The organism is Mesorhizobium sp. MC2-1-1, assembly GCF_057597255.1.
Genome location: NZ_CP195205.1, coordinates 1,122,161 through 1,136,548 on the forward strand (window position 1 = coordinate 1,122,161; position 14,388 = coordinate 1,136,548).

20 protein-coding genes are annotated in these 14,388 nt (G+C 62.7%); 9 read left to right on the forward strand and 11 right to left on the reverse strand.

Going from position 1 to position 14,388, the window contains the following annotated elements; translation table 11 throughout:
• The gene (locus ACR64R_RS05665; RefSeq protein ID WP_487360705.1) at positions 1-300 is read right to left on the reverse strand and encodes a DUF982 domain-containing protein; all 300 of its coding nucleotides are present in this window, start codon (positions 298-300) and stop codon (positions 1-3) included.
• 195 nt (positions 301-495) lie between these two features.
• Positions 496-672: a hypothetical protein gene (locus ACR64R_RS05670; RefSeq protein WP_487360706.1), complete on the reverse strand. Its 177-nt coding sequence runs from the start codon at positions 670-672 to the stop codon at positions 496-498.
• Between the two features lie 157 nt (positions 673-829).
• Between ACR64R_RS05670 and ACR64R_RS05675 the strand changes: the two genes are divergently transcribed.
• Together ACR64R_RS05675 and ACR64R_RS05680 are read left to right on the forward strand one after the other, a co-directional pair.
• Positions 830-1,849 (forward strand): SDR family oxidoreductase, encoded by a 1,020-nt coding sequence (locus ACR64R_RS05675; protein WP_487360707.1) that lies wholly within the window; start codon positions 830-832, stop codon positions 1,847-1,849.
• Positions 1,850-1,864: 15 nt separating this feature from the next.
• Entirely contained in the window at positions 1,865-2,170 is a 306-nt protein-coding gene (locus ACR64R_RS05680) for a hypothetical protein (RefSeq protein ID WP_487360708.1), read from the forward strand.
• Positions 2,171-2,196: 26 nt separating this feature from the next.
• Here the strand turns inward: ACR64R_RS05680 and ACR64R_RS05685 are convergent, their stop codons facing one another.
• Positions 2,197-2,382 carry a hypothetical protein gene (locus ACR64R_RS05685; protein ID WP_487360709.1) on the reverse strand — a complete coding sequence of 62 codons (186 nt, stop codon included), beginning with the start codon at positions 2,380-2,382 and terminating at the stop codon, positions 2,197-2,199.
• Positions 2,383-2,967: 585 nt separating this feature from the next.
• Here ACR64R_RS05685 and ACR64R_RS05690 point away from each other — a divergent pair.
• Positions 2,968-3,855 (forward strand): YihY/virulence factor BrkB family protein, encoded by an 888-nt coding sequence (locus ACR64R_RS05690; protein WP_487360710.1) that lies wholly within the window; start codon positions 2,968-2,970, stop codon positions 3,853-3,855.
• A 45-nt stretch (positions 3,856-3,900) separates the two neighbouring features.
• Here the strand turns inward: ACR64R_RS05690 and ACR64R_RS05695 are convergent, their stop codons facing one another.
• A complete protein-coding gene (locus ACR64R_RS05695) occupies positions 3,901-4,110 on the reverse strand; it encodes a hypothetical protein (RefSeq protein WP_487360711.1) in 210 nt (69 codons plus the stop codon).
• Between the two features lie 122 nt (positions 4,111-4,232).
• Positions 4,233-4,745, reverse strand: coding sequence for a YciE/YciF ferroxidase family protein (locus ACR64R_RS05700; protein WP_487360712.1), 513 nt, complete (start codon positions 4,743-4,745; stop codon positions 4,233-4,235).
• A 265-nt stretch (positions 4,746-5,010) separates the two neighbouring features.
• On the opposite strand from ACR64R_RS05700, the gene ACR64R_RS05705 reads away from it, so the two are divergent.
• Positions 5,011-5,304, forward strand: a complete 294-nt coding sequence (locus ACR64R_RS05705; protein WP_487360713.1) for a hypothetical protein — start codon at positions 5,011-5,013, stop codon at positions 5,302-5,304.
• A 166-nt stretch (positions 5,305-5,470) separates the two neighbouring features.
• On the opposite strand, the gene ACR64R_RS05710 is transcribed toward ACR64R_RS05705, so the two are convergent.
• The 4 genes from ACR64R_RS05710 to ACR64R_RS05725 all read right to left on the reverse strand — a co-directional run bounded on the left by ACR64R_RS05710 (position 5,471) and on the right by ACR64R_RS05725 (position 9,078).
• Complete coding sequence (locus tag ACR64R_RS05710) at positions 5,471-6,781, reverse strand: Nramp family divalent metal transporter (protein WP_487360714.1); 1,311 nt, start codon at positions 6,779-6,781, stop codon at positions 5,471-5,473.
• 234 nt (positions 6,782-7,015) lie between these two features.
• Positions 7,016-7,612, reverse strand: a complete 597-nt coding sequence (locus tag ACR64R_RS05715; protein ID WP_487360715.1) for a cysteine hydrolase family protein — start codon at positions 7,610-7,612, stop codon at positions 7,016-7,018.
• 11 nt (positions 7,613-7,623) lie between these two features.
• Positions 7,624-8,208 (reverse strand): inorganic diphosphatase, encoded by a 585-nt coding sequence (locus ACR64R_RS05720; RefSeq protein WP_487360716.1) that lies wholly within the window; start codon positions 8,206-8,208, stop codon positions 7,624-7,626.
• Between the two features lie 150 nt (positions 8,209-8,358).
• Positions 8,359-9,078 carry a Crp/Fnr family transcriptional regulator gene (locus ACR64R_RS05725; RefSeq protein WP_487360717.1) on the reverse strand — a complete coding sequence of 240 codons (720 nt, stop codon included), beginning with the start codon at positions 9,076-9,078 and terminating at the stop codon, positions 8,359-8,361.
• A 289-nt stretch (positions 9,079-9,367) separates the two neighbouring features.
• Between ACR64R_RS05725 and ACR64R_RS05730 the strand changes: the two genes are divergently transcribed.
• Entirely contained in the window at positions 9,368-10,618 is a 1,251-nt protein-coding gene (locus tag ACR64R_RS05730) for a trimethylamine methyltransferase family protein (protein WP_487360718.1), read from the forward strand.
• 57 nt (positions 10,619-10,675) lie between these two features.
• Here ACR64R_RS05730 and ACR64R_RS05735 read toward each other — a convergent pair whose 3' ends face one another.
• Complete coding sequence (locus ACR64R_RS05735; RefSeq protein WP_042640013.1) at positions 10,676-10,879, reverse strand: CsbD family protein; 204 nt, start codon at positions 10,877-10,879, stop codon at positions 10,676-10,678.
• Positions 10,880-11,679: 800 nt separating this feature from the next.
• Here ACR64R_RS05735 and ACR64R_RS05740 point away from each other — a divergent pair.
• Positions 11,680-11,889: a cold-shock protein gene (locus tag ACR64R_RS05740; protein ID WP_487360719.1), complete on the forward strand. Its 210-nt coding sequence runs from the start codon at positions 11,680-11,682 to the stop codon at positions 11,887-11,889.
• A 108-nt stretch (positions 11,890-11,997) separates the two neighbouring features.
• Positions 11,998-12,225, forward strand: coding sequence for a hypothetical protein (locus tag ACR64R_RS05745; RefSeq protein WP_487360720.1), 228 nt, complete (start codon positions 11,998-12,000; stop codon positions 12,223-12,225).
• Positions 12,226-12,256: 31 nt separating this feature from the next.
• Here the strand turns inward: ACR64R_RS05745 and ACR64R_RS05750 are convergent, their stop codons facing one another.
• On the reverse strand, positions 12,257-12,601 hold the full coding sequence (locus ACR64R_RS05750) for a hypothetical protein (protein WP_487360721.1): 345 nt from the start codon (positions 12,599-12,601) through the stop codon (positions 12,257-12,259).
• 282 nt (positions 12,602-12,883) lie between these two features.
• Between ACR64R_RS05750 and ACR64R_RS05755 the strand changes: the two genes are divergently transcribed.
• On the forward strand, positions 12,884-13,129 hold the full coding sequence (locus ACR64R_RS05755) for a hypothetical protein (RefSeq protein ID WP_487360722.1): 246 nt from the start codon (positions 12,884-12,886) through the stop codon (positions 13,127-13,129).
• Between the two features lie 46 nt (positions 13,130-13,175).
• Positions 13,176-14,255 (forward strand): sensor histidine kinase, encoded by a 1,080-nt coding sequence (locus ACR64R_RS05760; protein ID WP_487360723.1) that lies wholly within the window; start codon positions 13,176-13,178, stop codon positions 14,253-14,255.
• Positions 14,256-14,388 lie beyond the last annotated feature (133 nt).

Here is a 14,388-nt window from a genome sequence, read left to right on the forward strand (position 1 = left end):
CTAGCCGGGCGGCATTTTTGTTCGAGTCCACAATTCGTCCAGCATGGTGAGCGCCGCGCTCGGCTGCGCAGGCCTCAGCAGGCCCTGCTCCGCGGCAACCTTCTTGAAGGCGGCAAAGGCGACGACCGGCCGGCAGGTGCCCGCGATGGCTTCGTCGACCAGTCGTGCCGCCTTGAGATAATCCGGCGCCTCCTTGTTCTTCCAGGTTCCGGCAAGCGCCTTCTTTGCCTCGGCGACGGTGGTGACCACCATCGTGCCGCCGCTGACGAAGCGGATGGTGAGCGGCAGGAAACGGCTCATCGGTCGTTCACCATCCGAGCCATTCACGCGTGCGCCAGGCGAAGCCGACGCAGGGCGCGGCCGTGACCATGGCGGCGGCGAAGATGAAAAGCGGGCTGTTCAGACGCAAGGACTTCATTGGTTCACCAGATGAGTAGGGGATGGTTGTAAACGGCGTCTACGCCAGACGGTTGCATCCGCCCGGCGGTTCGGCAGCTACATGTTGCTCGCGGGCCGGGCAGGGGGCGCCGGCCGGTGCGGCGGACGCGGGCGCGGCCTGAGCGGCACATCGGCCAGCGAGGCGCGGATCGCCCCGGCCGGAACTGGTGGCGCGGCCGCGCGCCGGCGCAGCAAAGCAGCCGAAAGGCTGCCGATGAGAGTTCGAACGTCCATGGGACTCCTCCTGAAGAGTCCCCCCAGGGACGAAGGGTTAGCAGCGCGGCCGTGCGGCCGCATTTAACTTTGATATGTCGAAGCAACCGGCCGAGCTCGGTGGAACAAGGCCAACCTTTTTCGTCGGCATGCGTTGTCCCCCTGAAAGGAGACCACCATGCCGACCAGCAGTCGAACAAAGACCGACAGTCCCAAGAAGTCACCCGCCGGCAAGAAGACGGACACGGCGAAGACGGCGCGCAGGCAGCGTGCGGTCCAGCGCAAGGTCGACGCCGTCGATCGCGCCGGGCCGAAGCCGAAAGCGGCGGGCGCCATGCAGGCGGGAGCGCGCCGCTACCCTGCGCCGCCTTTCCCGAAACAGCATCATGCGAAGCCTGGCGAAGAATGGGCGATCGAGCCCGCGCCGCTTTATGATGCGCCGTTCTGGCAAGGCTCCGGCAAGCTCAAGGACAAGGTCGCGCTGGTCACAGGCGGCGATTCCGGCATCGGCCGCGCGGTCGCCGTGCTCTTCGCGCGCGAGGGCGCCGATGTCGCCATCGTCTATCTCAGCGAGGATCGCGACGCCAAGGCAACGAGGCAGGCCGTCGAGGCCGAGGGCAGGCGCTGCATCATCTTGCGCGGCGACGTCGCCAAGCGCGCCTTCTGCCGCAAGGCGGTGGCCGAGACGGTGAAGGCCTTCGGCAAACTGGACGTGCTGGTCAACAACGCCGCTTTCCAGGTCCACTCGGCTGACTTCGCCGACCTCACCGAAGCGCATTTCGACACCACGCTGAAGACCAATCTCTACGGCTATTTCCATATGGCGCAGGAAGCTGTGCCGCACATGAAGCCGGGCTCGGCGATCGTCAACACCGGTTCGGTCACGGGCATCGAGGGTTCGAAGGAACTGGTCGATTACTCGATGACCAAGGGCGGCATCCACGCCTTCACCCGCGCGCTCTCAGGCAACCTCATCGGCAAGGGCATCCGCGTCAACGCTGTGGCGCCCGGTCCGGTCTGGACGCCGCTCAACCCGTCGGAGAAGGAGGCCGAGGACGTTTCGCAATTCGGCGCCAAGACGCCGATGAAGCGGCCTGCCCAGCCGGAGGAGATCGCGCCGGCCTACGTGTTCCTGGCCTCGCCGCAATGCTCCAGCTACATCACCGGCGAGATCCTGCCGATCATCGGTGGCTACTGACACCCGGAGGATCCCATGAGAAAAGCCCTTCTCATCGCGGCCGTTACGCTGCTTTCGGGCATGCCTGCTGCGGCGCAGACCGCTGCCCAACCCCAGGGTCAGCCGACACAGGACTGCCAAGCCAAGCCCGACTCCAACGGCCAGCAGGACAAACAGAAGCAGCAGGCCGATACGGATGAATTGTCCAAGCAGCTCCGGAATTGCGGAGGCGTCCTGAAGCCGCCGCCGACCGGCGACCAGAACGCGACAACGCCACCGCCGACCGGCAGCGACATGCCGGTGATAAAGCCCGGCGAGGTGCCTCCGCAGACCGGACAGTAAGTCGCGGCCTCCTCCATGATTGGAAGTCAGTGCTTCTGCTTCTCGCCCACGGCAATCTTGACGGCGGACGAGACGGCGGCCTCGCGCATTATTCGCAATGCTTCTTCGGGCGTGAGGCCGCACTTGCGGGCGAAATAAAGCGCCTCGCTGATTTCAGCGGCTGAGGCCTCGCCAATGCCTGGAGCAGCCTGGCGCTCTTTCTTCTTTGCCATCGGTACACCGAGCCGTGAATCATTTAGTCAGCTAACTATAAGCTCATTCTCCGGCATTGCAAAATTCGGTGCCTCGACGCGCGTTCCATCAGTTTGCCGTCACGGAACTGACGGTACCCCCTTTGTGTTAGGCGTCGGGGCGCCGGGCTTACCGATTCCTCGAGCCTTTCGCCCTCGGGCGCCAATAAGCCCGATCTTGCCCGCCCGGCCTACTGGCTGCCGGGCGGGCCTTTTTTGTTCGGCAACCATCTTGTTCGCCGGAACCAAGGCACCGGGGCCGGGTTGTGTTTTGCGGGCCGCGTCAGCCGGACCTGGTGGCAAAGAGAACAGGGCTGGTTTCTCCGGCTTCCCGCCCTGGCCAACGAAAAGGCAGTCGAGCTCTTGTCCCACCCGGCCCGCTCCGCATCCGGCTTGGGGCATTGAATGGTAGGCAAGACACGATCCGACAAGATACGATCTGACAAGGCACGATCCGACAAGACAGGATCCGACAAGGCTCCATCCAAGAAGCCCCACGCCAGATCGCGCCCGGCACGCTTCCACGCAGGTGAGGGCACGGCGCCTCGCTGGGCCCAAGAGGGCTGGATGATCCTGAAAGAAAGCCTCGCCGGCTATATCGACGACAACGCGCTTAGCCACGGCGCGGCAATCGCCTTCTATGCCACGACGTCACTGGCGCCGATCCTTTTGATCGTCGTGGCGATCGCCGGTGTCGTCATCGGCAACGATGCTGCCCAGGTCGCGCTGTCGGCCGAGATTTCGGGTGTGATGGGGCCGCAGGCCGCCGACCTGCTGAAGGCCACGATCCAGAGCGCGGCCCACCGCTGGTCAAGCACGCTTGCCACGCTGATCGGCCTGGTCACGCTTTTCGTCACCGCCTCGGGCGTCTTTGGCGAGATGCAGCAATCGCTCAACGAAATCTGGAAAGTGAAGCCTGGCGGCGTGTCGCTGTCGCGCATGGTGCGGGCGAGGGCCGCGAGCCTTGGCCTCGTGGCGGCGCTGGGCTTTCTGCTCTTGGTGTCGCTGGCGGCAAGCGCCGCGATTTCCGCGCTGGGCGCAATGATTGACCGCAACCTGCCGTTCGGAGAACTGATCGTCAGTGCCGTCAACACGATCGTCTCCTTCGTGCTGATCGCATCGCTATTCGCCGCGATCTACAAGATCCTGCCGGACCGCGCGCTTGAATGGCGCGATGTCGGCATCGGCGCCCTGGTCACGGCGCTGCTGTTCACGATCGGCAAGTCGCTGATCGGCTGGTATATCGGCACCAGCTCCATCGCCAGCTCCTACGGGGCCGCCGGCGCACTGATGGTGGTGCTGGTCTGGGTCTATTATTCGGCGCAGATCTTTCTCTTCGGTGCCGAAATCACCCGGGCCTATTCGGTGCGCCGCGGCAGCCGCAAGGACCTGGCCAGGGTCGTGACCGCAAATGGCCACAGGCCTTCCGACGCTCCCCTCAAGCGCGGTCGGTGAAATCGAGCCCTGGAAATCAATCCGAGTGGGCATCGGCCCTCGAGGCTACCGCTCTTCCCGACGCTTCTCGATCTCGTAGGAAAGCCAGCGACAAAACATGCCGGCGATGGAGGTGATGGCGCCGCCGATCAGGCAGGCAAGCAGCAGCGGGCTTTGCGACGCGCTCGACCAGCTGACGATTGCAAGCAGCGTCACGCTGATCGTCGAGATCAGGTAACCTATGCCCTTGAGCAGGTGAAGCGGTGCTCTCTTCATCGCGAATGCCTCATCGACCATGCAACGCCCGCCCCCAGGGACGTTCCATGGTCGCTCTCGAGGCCAAGGGAAAGACAAGCCGAGGCCAGCTCTTCCCGATTGGCAGTGTTGCCAGCCTGAGTTCAGGCAGCCTCAGCCGCCACGTTGACTGCGGACTCCGCCAATTGGGTAAGCGCCGCGTCGGTTTCCTTTTCCTCATTCAGCGTCTTGTCGAGCAAGGTTACGGCTTCCGTCAGACCGAGTTCCTGCGCCCAGGTCCTGAGCGTGCCGTAGCGCGAGATCTCATAATGCTCGACGGCTTGGGCGGCGGCCAGCAGGCCGGCGTCCAGCGAGGGCGAGCCCTTGTACTCGTCCATGATCTCTGCGCCTTCTTCAGTGATGCCCATGATGGCGGCGCAGGTCTTGCCCACCGGCTTCTTGTCGATCACCTCGAAAACCTCCTCGAGACGCGCGACATGTTCTTCGGTCTGGGCGCGATGCTTTTCGAAGGCGGCCCTCAGCGCGTCGTCCCGCGCCGCCTTGGCCATCTTGGGCAGCGTCGCCAGGATCTTCTTCTCGGCGAAGTAGATGTCCTTCAGCGTGTCGTGGAAAAGTTCATTGAGGCCTTTCTTCGAGGCCGCTTTCGTCGTCGCCATATCTGCATCTCCTGAGTGGGTGGATAACCACCCAACACAGTTTTCCCGAACTTGTTCCCGAGAGAATCTTTGCCGAAAAGCGGCCAGGAAACTCAATTGTTATTGACTGCCGCGAACAGATCGGAAGCAGCACGAAAGGTTTGACCTGATAGGATGACGAGCGGCAACCCGCGCGGCGGCATTTATTTGATTTCGCCTGGAACTTTTTGCCGGAAAGAGCGCTTCCCAATAGCAGTTATTTCCAACCATGGCAGGGAGCAGACAGATGAATACCAAGATGCTTTGCATGAGCGCGATCGCCCTTTCGCTTGCGACCGGCGCGGCCATGGCCGGCGGTTCCACCGGTACGTCGGCTTTGGACGATCCGCAAAAGATGTCGCCTTTCTTCACCGATGCGGGAATGAAGACGATGAGATCGGGCGATGAGTTCAAAAAGGCATGGATGGCCCTGACGGAAGAAGACCGTGCGTCCATAAAGAAGGACTGCGGCGACGAGACCATCGCCAAGCAGCACGACAATTTCTGCAAGATGACCAAGGAACTCGGCGGCGCAAACTGAAGCCTGTCGATAAACAAGAAACGGCGGCTCTTTGAGCCGCCGTTTTTTTGCGGCGCCGGGTATCGAACGAGCCCGTTGAGCGAGGACCGTCGGCACGCGAGAGGATGACAACGGCCATCGTCAAAGCTCCGCCGGATACTTCAAGGGCTGACAGATTTGACAGGCCTTACAAGAGCCATTGCGCGACGAGGCCTGCCGAAGCGGCTGCCATGGCCAATGTCGACAGCCAGCCAAGGGCGCGCAGCCAGCCCCGGACCGGGAATTCCCCCATGATGTCCTTACGGGCGGACATCAGCATCATGACGACCATGACCGGGACGGCGCACATGCCGTTGATAACCGCGCTCCAGTAAAGCGCCTTGATTGGGTCGATGGGGGTGAACATGATGCCGGTGCCAAGGGCCGTCGCGGCGGCAAGCGTTGCGTAGAATGCGACCGCCTCCTTCGGCCTGCGCCGCAGCCCGACCCGCCAGTGCAGCGTTTCGCCGACGGCGAAGGCCGCCGAACCGGCCAGCACTGGGACCGCCAGAAGTCCGGTGCCGATGATTCCGGCCGAGAAGATTATGAAGGCGAACTTGCCGGCCGCCGGCTCCAACGCCTTGGCCGCGTCCGTGGACGAAGCAATGTCCGTCACTCCTGCCTTGTGGAGGGTGGCGGCCGTGGTGAACACGATCGCGATGGCGATCAGGTTCGAAAAGGCCATTCCGACCAGCGTGTCGGCGCGGATCCGCCGGAAGGCCCTTGAGGCCTGCCAGGGCGCCCACCTCAACGGCTTGGCGGTTGGCTTGACCTCTTCCTCCTCCACCTCCTGCGAGGCTTGCCAGAAGAACAGATAAGGCGAGATGGTCGTGCCCAGGATCGCGAGCAGCGTGGTGGCGAAGGCGCCGCTCCATTCGATATGCGGAATGAACAGCCCCTTGGCCGCCTCAACCCACGGCACATCCGCCGCGAACATCGCGACGACATAGGCGAACAGGCTCAGCGTGGTCCATTTGAGGACTTTCACATATCGGGTGTAGTCGAGGAAGACGATCGCGCACACGCAGATGATCGCGAACGCGACGACGTAGACCGGGCTCGGGCCGCCGACCAGCAGTTTCAGCGCATCAGCCATGGCGCTGAGATCGGCGCCGATGTTGATGACGTTGGCGACGAACAGAAACGTCACGACCAGGTATAGCAGCGAAGCCGGATAATGCCGGCGGAGGTTCCCGGAGATACCCTCGCCCGTGGTGCGTCCGATGCGGGCGGCGATCTCCTGGATCGCAGCCATCAGCGGGAAGGTGAACAGCATGGACCAGCCGATGTTGAAGCCGAGCTGGGCGCCGGCCTGGCTGTAGGTCCCGATGCCGGACGGATCGTCGTCCGAAGCGCCGGTGATGAAGCCGGGCCCGATCGTGCGGAGGAGCCGTTGAAACGGGCCTTTTGCCACAGTGTTGCTTTGGTCTTTCTCTACCCGTGAACCGACTTCGGTCATCGCTTGCAGTTCCTTAGTGGCTCGAGGGCGCGGCCACCGCTGCCGAGGCATGGGCGGCGCCGTTCGGGGTGGGTTGCGCGTTTGCGTTGAGGAGGCTGTTCATCAGGGAGCAACGGCGAACGAAGACATGGGAAATTGGAGCGACGATCGATCGGCTCCATGCGGTCGCCACCCTTGCATCGCGGTGCGGCACCTACATCCACATTTGTTTAGTCGGCCGGCATTCGACATGGGCTAGACCCAGAAATCCAGGATTTCATCGACCGGGGCAACTTCCACGTGATGCGAATATCTTTTGGTGAACAGCCTCAAGATGGCGTCATAGGCTTCGTCGGAAGTGCTGCAGATCGCGTCTTCGGCCAGTATCGTGCGAAAGCCGAAATCGATGGCTCCGAGCAGCGTCGCCAGGACGCACATATCGGCCTCGCCTCCGCTGACGATTATGGTCTCGGCGTCTTCCGCCAGGAGTGCGCGGCCCAGCTTGCCGTCGAACCAGGGCGAGTAGACGGGCTTATCGAATTGTCGTGCCGGCGGGACAAAGCTCTTCAGCTCCGGCGCCAATTCGATAATGTCGGCGCCTGCGTTCTGAAGCGTCATTTCCGCCCAGCGTTCGTAGTAGCTGCGCCACTGGCCGTGGCCATCTCCCGGTCGCATCGCCGGAATGAAGCGCGTGAATATTGTTCGCGCCGGCCTCCTTTGCGCAAGCCGGACAATCTTGGGCAGGGTCTGCGGAAACCATTCCACCGCCCATGGACCGGGGGGCATGAACATGCGCTGCATGTCGACGCAGATATGCACGGCATTGGCGGGGATGGGACGGGAAACAGGCATCGGGCGTCCGATCAGCGGGCGCGTTTTCGCTCGAAGGATTCCATCCCCTTCGTCAGCGAGGCGTTGGCTTCGGCGGCGTTCTTCCAGCCCTTCAGTTTGATCTTCTTGCCGGTGCCCAGCACCGAGGAAAGGAAGAACTGCTCTATTTCGCGGCGAAGATGCTCGGGCACCTCGGCGGACGCCACGGGCTCATCCTGCGCGTCTTCCTTGTGAGGGCAGAAAATATACCTGTCGTTGCGGACCTTCGAGCCGTCGGGATCGCGCTGCTTTACAGCGAGCGCGCCCAGCAGATCGCATTTAATGACGACGCCCGGAGCGCTGGCGGCCTGGTGGATCACGAGCCCGTCGAGCGGATCGCCATCGTCTCCCAGCGTCGATGGCACGAAGCCCCAGTCATAGGGATAGGTGTTACCCACGGGTAGCGGGCGGGAATATTCGAACACGCCGGTCTTCGGCTCATAGGCGAGCTTGGCGGCCGATCCACGCGGCGTTTCAATGACCACGCGGAACAGGTTGTGGAAGACTGCCGGAAGCGTCAGATAATCTGCCATCGCGAAAGACCGAGCCATCGTGCGCAAGATGAACTTCGTCGGCACCTGAATGTTCCAAGGCGAGAGATTGCCGGGCGAGATTCTCAAGCAGGGAGGGGCGGGCCGATCTTCGTGTTGTCCATGCGCGATTGGTCTTGCGGCCGAGGCACCGAACACCTTTGGCGCAGCTCCCACGGCATTCGACAGCGATTGCCGTCAGCGCGGCTCGCGCGTCATCGAGAGATAGATCGGGTCGAACTCGGCGATCTGCTGCAGCCTCTGCCAGTCGAGGATCGTTACCGTATGGTTGGCCCACACGATGACGCCGCTGTTGCGCAACGCGCTTATGACGCGGTTCATGTGCACGACCGACAGGCCCAGCACATCGGCGAGCTCGGCCTGGGATACGGGCAGGTGGAAGCTCATGTCGTTGGTGCGCTTCACCACTTGCAGCCTGACGAACAGCTCGCAGAACAGATGCGCCAGATGCGAGACCTTCGAGCGCCGCCCCATGGCGACGATCCATTCGCGGTGGATGGCGCCGTCGATCAGCGTGTCGAGCCACAAAAGCCGCGTCAAATGCGGCGCCCGCTCGGTTATGCTGCGCAGCTTCGAATGATCGGCCAGGACCACGCGACAGGGCGAGAGCGCGATGACGCCGTGGTCCATGGTCTTCAGCAGAAAGGCATAGAGGTCGACGAAATCGCCCGGCACCTGCAGCGAGGTGAACTGCCGGCCGCCATCGGCAAGCACCTTGTAGCGGGCCGCCAGGCCGTCGAGGATGAGCGTGCTGTAGGCCGGCCGCGATCCCGAAGCGACGATGTCCTGGCCGGCGGCGAAGCTGCGCTCGCCGGCCATCAAATCGCCGAGCAGGGATTGCTCCTCATCCGACAGGCTGTCGTGCTGGCCGAGGTTCAGGAAAAGCGATTCAAGCATTCATGTCTTCCATGAGCGGACCGAGCGGCCCAGTCACAGGGGATGTCACAAGTGATTCAAAACAGGCGCGTTTGACGAGGTATGGGGTTGTTGGGCAAAGTGCGCTAACATTTGATAGCCCGGCGCTTTTTCTCCCGCGAAATGCCGATGAAAGCGCTTCGCCGGCTTCGGCGCCCACCTTTTGGGAAGCGACGCAAGGTGCCGCGCCGGGAGGGGCGCGAAGGCAAGCCGAACCGGATAATGTGGAATGCCCGGGCCGCCATATCTGCCGCGTCGGGCGAGGATTTCCATGTCGGCTTCATCGGCTCGTGAACATCGCGAAGCAGCGGATTTCATCGCCGCGGCCTATCGTCCCGAGCGCGACGAGGCCGGGCTGGAGGCGATCGAGAGGGCGGCCGACCGTGTGCTCGAGGAAACCGGCATCCGTTTCCTTGACGATCCTCAGACCATCGACCTCTTGAAGCAGGCCGGTGGCGTGCCGACCGGCGATATCGTGCGCTTGGACGGGGCTGAGCTGCGCCGCATCGTGCGCCGGCATGCGCCGGCGAGGTTCCTGCTGCGGGCCAGGAATCCCACACGGGACACCCCGGTCGGCGAAGGCGCGGCGCCCGTCTTCGCGCCGATCTACGGCGCACCCAATGTCGTGCTCGACAATGGGGCGAGGGCGGCCGGCAGTCGGCAAATCTATGCCCGGCTCGTCGCCGCCGCGCATGCCTCCCCCCGGCTGACCAACACCGGGCAGATGATCTGCGTCATGGAGGATGTCGCCGAGGAACGTCGGCCGCTTGAGATGCTGCTTGCGCATCTCACCGGTTCCGACAAGCCGTTCATGGGAAGCATTGCCTCCCCGGCGGCGGCCGAGGCGGTAATCGACCTGACGGCGGCCGCGATTGGCAGGCCGTCGCGTCCCGGCGAATGCGCCCTTGTCCACCTGATCAACGCCACGCCGCCGCTCACCTATTGGCCGAACCCGTTGAAGTGCTTGCGGACAATCGCGCTGAGGGGCGAGGCGAGCATGGTCTCGTCCTACATGATGATGGGCGCCACGGCGCCCGTCACCGTGGCTGGCGCGCTGATCCAGGGCTATGCAGAGGTGCTTGCCGGCCTGGCACTGGCGCAGCTCTGGCGCCCAGGCGCGCCGGTGGTGATGGGCATCCTCGCCTATCCGTTCGACATGCGCCGGATGCTGCCCAATTTCGGCGATCCGGCATCGCAGCTCGTCCAGTTCTACGCCGCCGGACTTGGGAGGCGGCTCGGCGTGCCCGTGCGGGGCGACGGCGCCATCACATCGGCCAAGGTCGACGATGCGCAATCCGGCGCGGAAGGGGGGAGGGTGGTTTCGGCGGCGCTGGCGTCGGGGTCGCACTTCATCCTGCATGCTGCCGGCTGGCTTGAGCAGGGCCGTACGGTGTCGCTGCAAAAATTCCGTCGCGACGCCGCCGCGCTGGTGGAGCTTGGACATGGCGGACCCGTCGATCCGCCCCTGCCGCTCGATCGCGGGATCGAAATGGAGATACGGGAGCGCCTCGCGCAAGCTTGAACGGCTCGCGCAAAAAGGGCGCTGCCCGTGAGGCAACGCCCTTTGTCGAGCCGGCTGCTACCAGCCCTGGCGGCCGTACCAGTCATCGATGTCGCGGCGCACGCGATCCTTCTCGATGCCGTAGCGTTCCTGGATCTTGCCTTCGAGCTGGTCGCGCTTGCCCGCGATCCGGTCGAGGTCGTCGTCGGTGAGCTTGCCCCACTGTTCCTTGACCTTGCCCTTCACCTGCTTCCAATTGCCTTCGACGCGGTTCCAATCCATTTGCTGGACCTCCTGTTGCACACAAGGTGCTAACGACAGCGCCGTCGTGAGGTTCCTGCCGAAAAGCTATTCGCCCGCAATATCTCTGCCCGTCATGATGATCCGGAAGAGCAGGTGCCGAAAGGGCGGCACCCTTTGGGGGGGCGCTTGCGCCTCTGGGTCGCCTTCTCGGGGTCGCCTTGGAGAGTTGCGGGGCGCTCAGCCTTGCCGCCTCGAACGACCTCGCATTGCCGGTGAACTTAGCCGACCTCTCCGGCAGGCGCGTCGGGCGGCGCCTCACAAGCGCCAGCCGCGACGTCCTCGACTGAATCAAGGGGCCGAAGCCGGACTTAGTCTCGGGGCGCCGAAGCGATTAATTTGGCCTCGCGGACGAGGGAACTCCAGTCCAGGCCGATAAGGCGGACGAGCTCGCGTGCCTGTGCTTCGCTGACGCCTGTCTCCCGCACAAGACGCTTCACCACATCGTGGGAAGTTTGATTGTCGTTCCTGCTGGCCATTGCTGTCCCATCCATGAAACCGACGCGTCGTCCGGTCCAGGAATCCAACGTTCTGTGGGGACGGTCGTTCCAATTTGACAGGGCTGCCATCGCTTCGAAAGCCGGCGTTTTGGATAGTATTATTCCATGAGCCCTTGCCGGTGGCAAAATTAAGCGCTATATGTTGCAAATCGATCTTGCTGACAGAATGTTGTTTACGCGCAAAACTGCGCTCCTACGATCTTCCCTCTCAATTTCGAAGATTGCGTCGCTTGGCATTTGCCTGGCGCGCATAATTTTGCGTCGATTTGTAAGGAGATCGCAATGACTACTGGAACCGTGAAGTTTTTCAATTCCACCAAGGGTTTTGGCTTTATCGAGCAGGGCGGCGGCCAGCCGGACGTGTTCGTTCATATCTCGGCCGTCGAGCGCGCAGGACTGCGCTCTCTCGTCGAAGGCCAGAAGGTGAACTTCGACGTCGTGAAGGACGCCCGCAGCGGCAAGAGCTCGGCAGAGAATCTGCAAGCCGCCTGATCACAGCGCCTCGGGGTCTTTTGACCACGGATGTACTGGCATCGGCCGCAGAGGCGCGTTGGAGAAGGTCGGGCTTTGCCCGGCCTTTTTTGATTGAGGAGAAAACAAATGAAATCCCTACCGGACAACGGCCTGTTCAAACCGGCCCAATCCCGCACGGAAGCCAAGACCGACACGACCTCTCGTGTGGCTCGGCAGATATTGGACCTTGAAGCAAAGACCAGGACCGCCAAGACGGAGCGCTTGCGCGCTGCGCGGCTGGCCCAGGAAGCCGATGCGCCGCCGCCCGCAGCTCCACCAAAGAAAACCGTTCAGAAACGTCGCAAGAGCGCCTGAGCGAGATGCCGACGCCCACTAGGCCGGCGTCCTACGATTTTTCCCCTCGCAACTGCAGCAGATCACCGGAGGCTTCACCGCCACAGGCGCGACCATCCAGCATCTTTTCGAGGTCGTTGCGGTTGTCTTTGCCGAAGTCGCCGGGGAGGTCGAGCGCCGTCAGCGCCTCATCGTCGAACTCGATCGGCGCGCCGTAAAGCTGGGCAATCTGCATCACGAGATCTTCGATGTCTTCCCGGGCGATGTTTTCGACCAGATTGTTCAGCCGGATTTCTTCCGAAAGTCGGATGATGTTGACGATACCCTTGATCCGCAAAGCCTGCTGGACTCTGTGGTGAGCGTCGTCGCGCAATCGCATGGAAAATCGTTGGAACATGGAAAGCCTCCTTCCTGGAGGTTATCCCTCGCTCGCAACCATGCGCCCGAAAAGCATGGAAGGCAAGCAAAAAATGACGAAAGCAATAGATAAATCAATAAGTTAGCAAAGAACAACAAATGTGGTTTCGATGCAACTTTGGTATCGTTAGATTAGGCCGTCCTTCACGATTCATGCATCCTTGACGTCCTATGAGGCAAACCCTACTTCTATTCATAATGAGACACTTACTCATTCATGGCATTCTCATTCATGGCTTTGTTGTCTGTGAGGGAGGCAGGCATGGCTGAGCTCGAACGACCGCAACGGTTGCAGATCATGCTGACCGACGAGGAGTTGGCGGCTCTGGAGAACTGGCGTTTCGAAAAGCGCATGCCGAGCCGATCGGCGGCGGTGCGCGAGCTCCTGCGTCGGGGGCTTTCCTCGGATGGGTTTTTGACGGCCGGTGCTGGCTCGCGGTCGCAGGATTTCGGCGTGATATCGCTGGACAGGAAAGCAGACGATGGTTCAGGCGACTCAAAGCCGTAAGCGGAAGCGACCGAGACATTGCCTTGATTTCAACCGGCCCTAATTGATGCGCATGTCGAACCAAGGGGGGATCTTTCGCCCGAACGCCGATGCCGACGCTCGCCTCGCGGCTATCGTCGACTCCTCCTACGATGCGGTTATCGGCAAGGATCTGAACAGCATCATAACCGATTGGAACCACGCGGCCGAACGCATGTTCGGTTATACCGCCGAGGAAGCCATCGGCCAGTCGATCCTGACCTTGATCCCGGAGCACATGCACCATGAGGAAGCCGACATCATCGGCCGCATCCGCCGGGGCGAGGGGGTCGGCAGCCTTGAGACGACGCGCAAGCGCAAGGACGGTTCGTTGATCGCCGTGTCGATCACCGTCTCGCCCATCAGGAACAGCGCCGGCGAGATCGTCGGCGCATCGCAGATCGCCCGCGATATCACCTCCGCCAAGGAGAGCGAGCGCCGCATCCGGCTTCTGATGCGCGAGGTCAACCACCGCGTGAAGAATCAGTTCGCGGTGATCCTGTCCATGGTCAGGGAGACCAGCAAACGCTCGACCGATCCCGGCGAGTTCGAGCAGATGATCCGCGCGCGCATCATGGCGCTGTCGCGCTCGCACGACCTTCTGGTCACCTCGGAATGGGCCGGCGCCAGCCTGTTCGACCTCGTCCAGGAGCATTTGAAGCCCTTCGGCCACGAGGAGCGCATTTCGCTTTCCGGGCCACTGCTGACGCTGCAGTCGAATGCGGTGCAGAATCTCGGCATGGCCTTCCATGAGCTCGGCACCAACTCCTCCAAATATGGCGCCCTTGTCGCCGATGGCGGCCATGTCGAAATCACCTGGAAGGTCGAGCCCGGCCCGGATGCGCGGCGTCGCTTTCATCTCTTGTGGCAAGAGACTTCCAGCGCGGCAGGAACTGGAACCGCGCAGAAGACAGGCAAGGACAAGGCGGCCGGCGAACGCAAGGGCTTCGGGACGGTGGTGCTGCAGCGGGTGACCCCGCAGTCGCTGGGCGGTTCTTCCAGCCTCGAACGCTCGCCCGGCAGTTTGAAATGGACGCTCGACGCGCCGCTGGAGGCAATCGTCGTACCGCAGCTCGGGGCCGAGAACCCAAGCGATTTCGGCGGCTGATCGGCCTGGCCCTGAAATTCCGACTTTCCCGTGCCTGGCACGCAGGCAGCCGCCGCCGCGCGCAACCGGCGCCCTCCGCACGCCGCCTTGCGCCTCGATGGAAGCGTCGGCATTGTGCCCAGCGCGCTGGTGC

Coding starts and splice junctions, on each gene's coding strand:
- ACR64R_RS05690 (WP_487360710.1), top strand. CDS start 2,968: ATGATCCTGAAAGAAAGCCTCGCCGGCTATATCGACGACAACGCGCTT.
- ACR64R_RS05755 (WP_487360722.1), top strand. CDS start 12,884: ATGGCTGAGCTCGAACGACCGCAACGGTTGCAGATCATGCTGACCGAC.
- ACR64R_RS05740 (WP_487360719.1), top strand. CDS start 11,680: ATGACTACTGGAACCGTGAAGTTTTTCAATTCCACCAAGGGTTTTGGC.
- ACR64R_RS05665 (WP_487360705.1), bottom strand. CDS start 300: ATGAGCCGTTTCCTGCCGCTCACCATCCGCTTCGTCAGCGGCGGCACG.
- ACR64R_RS05745 (WP_487360720.1), top strand. CDS start 11,998: ATGAAATCCCTACCGGACAACGGCCTGTTCAAACCGGCCCAATCCCGC.
- ACR64R_RS05710 (WP_487360714.1), bottom strand. CDS start 6,781: ATGACCGAAGTCGGTTCACGGGTAGAGAAAGACCAAAGCAACACTGTG.
- ACR64R_RS05670 (WP_487360706.1), bottom strand. CDS start 672: ATGGACGTTCGAACTCTCATCGGCAGCCTTTCGGCTGCTTTGCTGCGC.
- ACR64R_RS05705 (WP_487360713.1), top strand. CDS start 5,011: ATGAATACCAAGATGCTTTGCATGAGCGCGATCGCCCTTTCGCTTGCG.
- ACR64R_RS05715 (WP_487360715.1), bottom strand. CDS start 7,612: ATGCCTGTTTCCCGTCCCATCCCCGCCAATGCCGTGCATATCTGCGTC.
- ACR64R_RS05750 (WP_487360721.1), bottom strand. CDS start 12,601: ATGTTCCAACGATTTTCCATGCGATTGCGCGACGACGCTCACCACAGA.
- ACR64R_RS05735 (WP_042640013.1), bottom strand. CDS start 10,879: ATGGATTGGAACCGCGTCGAAGGCAATTGGAAGCAGGTGAAGGGCAAG.
- ACR64R_RS05700 (WP_487360712.1), bottom strand. CDS start 4,745: ATGGCGACGACGAAAGCGGCCTCGAAGAAAGGCCTCAATGAACTTTTC.
- ACR64R_RS05685 (WP_487360709.1), bottom strand. CDS start 2,382: ATGGCAAAGAAGAAAGAGCGCCAGGCTGCTCCAGGCATTGGCGAGGCC.
- ACR64R_RS05680 (WP_487360708.1), top strand. CDS start 1,865: ATGAGAAAAGCCCTTCTCATCGCGGCCGTTACGCTGCTTTCGGGCATG.
- ACR64R_RS05760 (WP_487360723.1), top strand. CDS start 13,176: ATGCGCATGTCGAACCAAGGGGGGATCTTTCGCCCGAACGCCGATGCC.
- ACR64R_RS05725 (WP_487360717.1), bottom strand. CDS start 9,078: ATGCTTGAATCGCTTTTCCTGAACCTCGGCCAGCACGACAGCCTGTCG.
- ACR64R_RS05730 (WP_487360718.1), top strand. CDS start 9,368: ATGTCGGCTTCATCGGCTCGTGAACATCGCGAAGCAGCGGATTTCATC.
- ACR64R_RS05695 (WP_487360711.1), bottom strand. CDS start 4,110: ATGAAGAGAGCACCGCTTCACCTGCTCAAGGGCATAGGTTACCTGATC.
- ACR64R_RS05675 (WP_487360707.1), top strand. CDS start 830: ATGCCGACCAGCAGTCGAACAAAGACCGACAGTCCCAAGAAGTCACCC.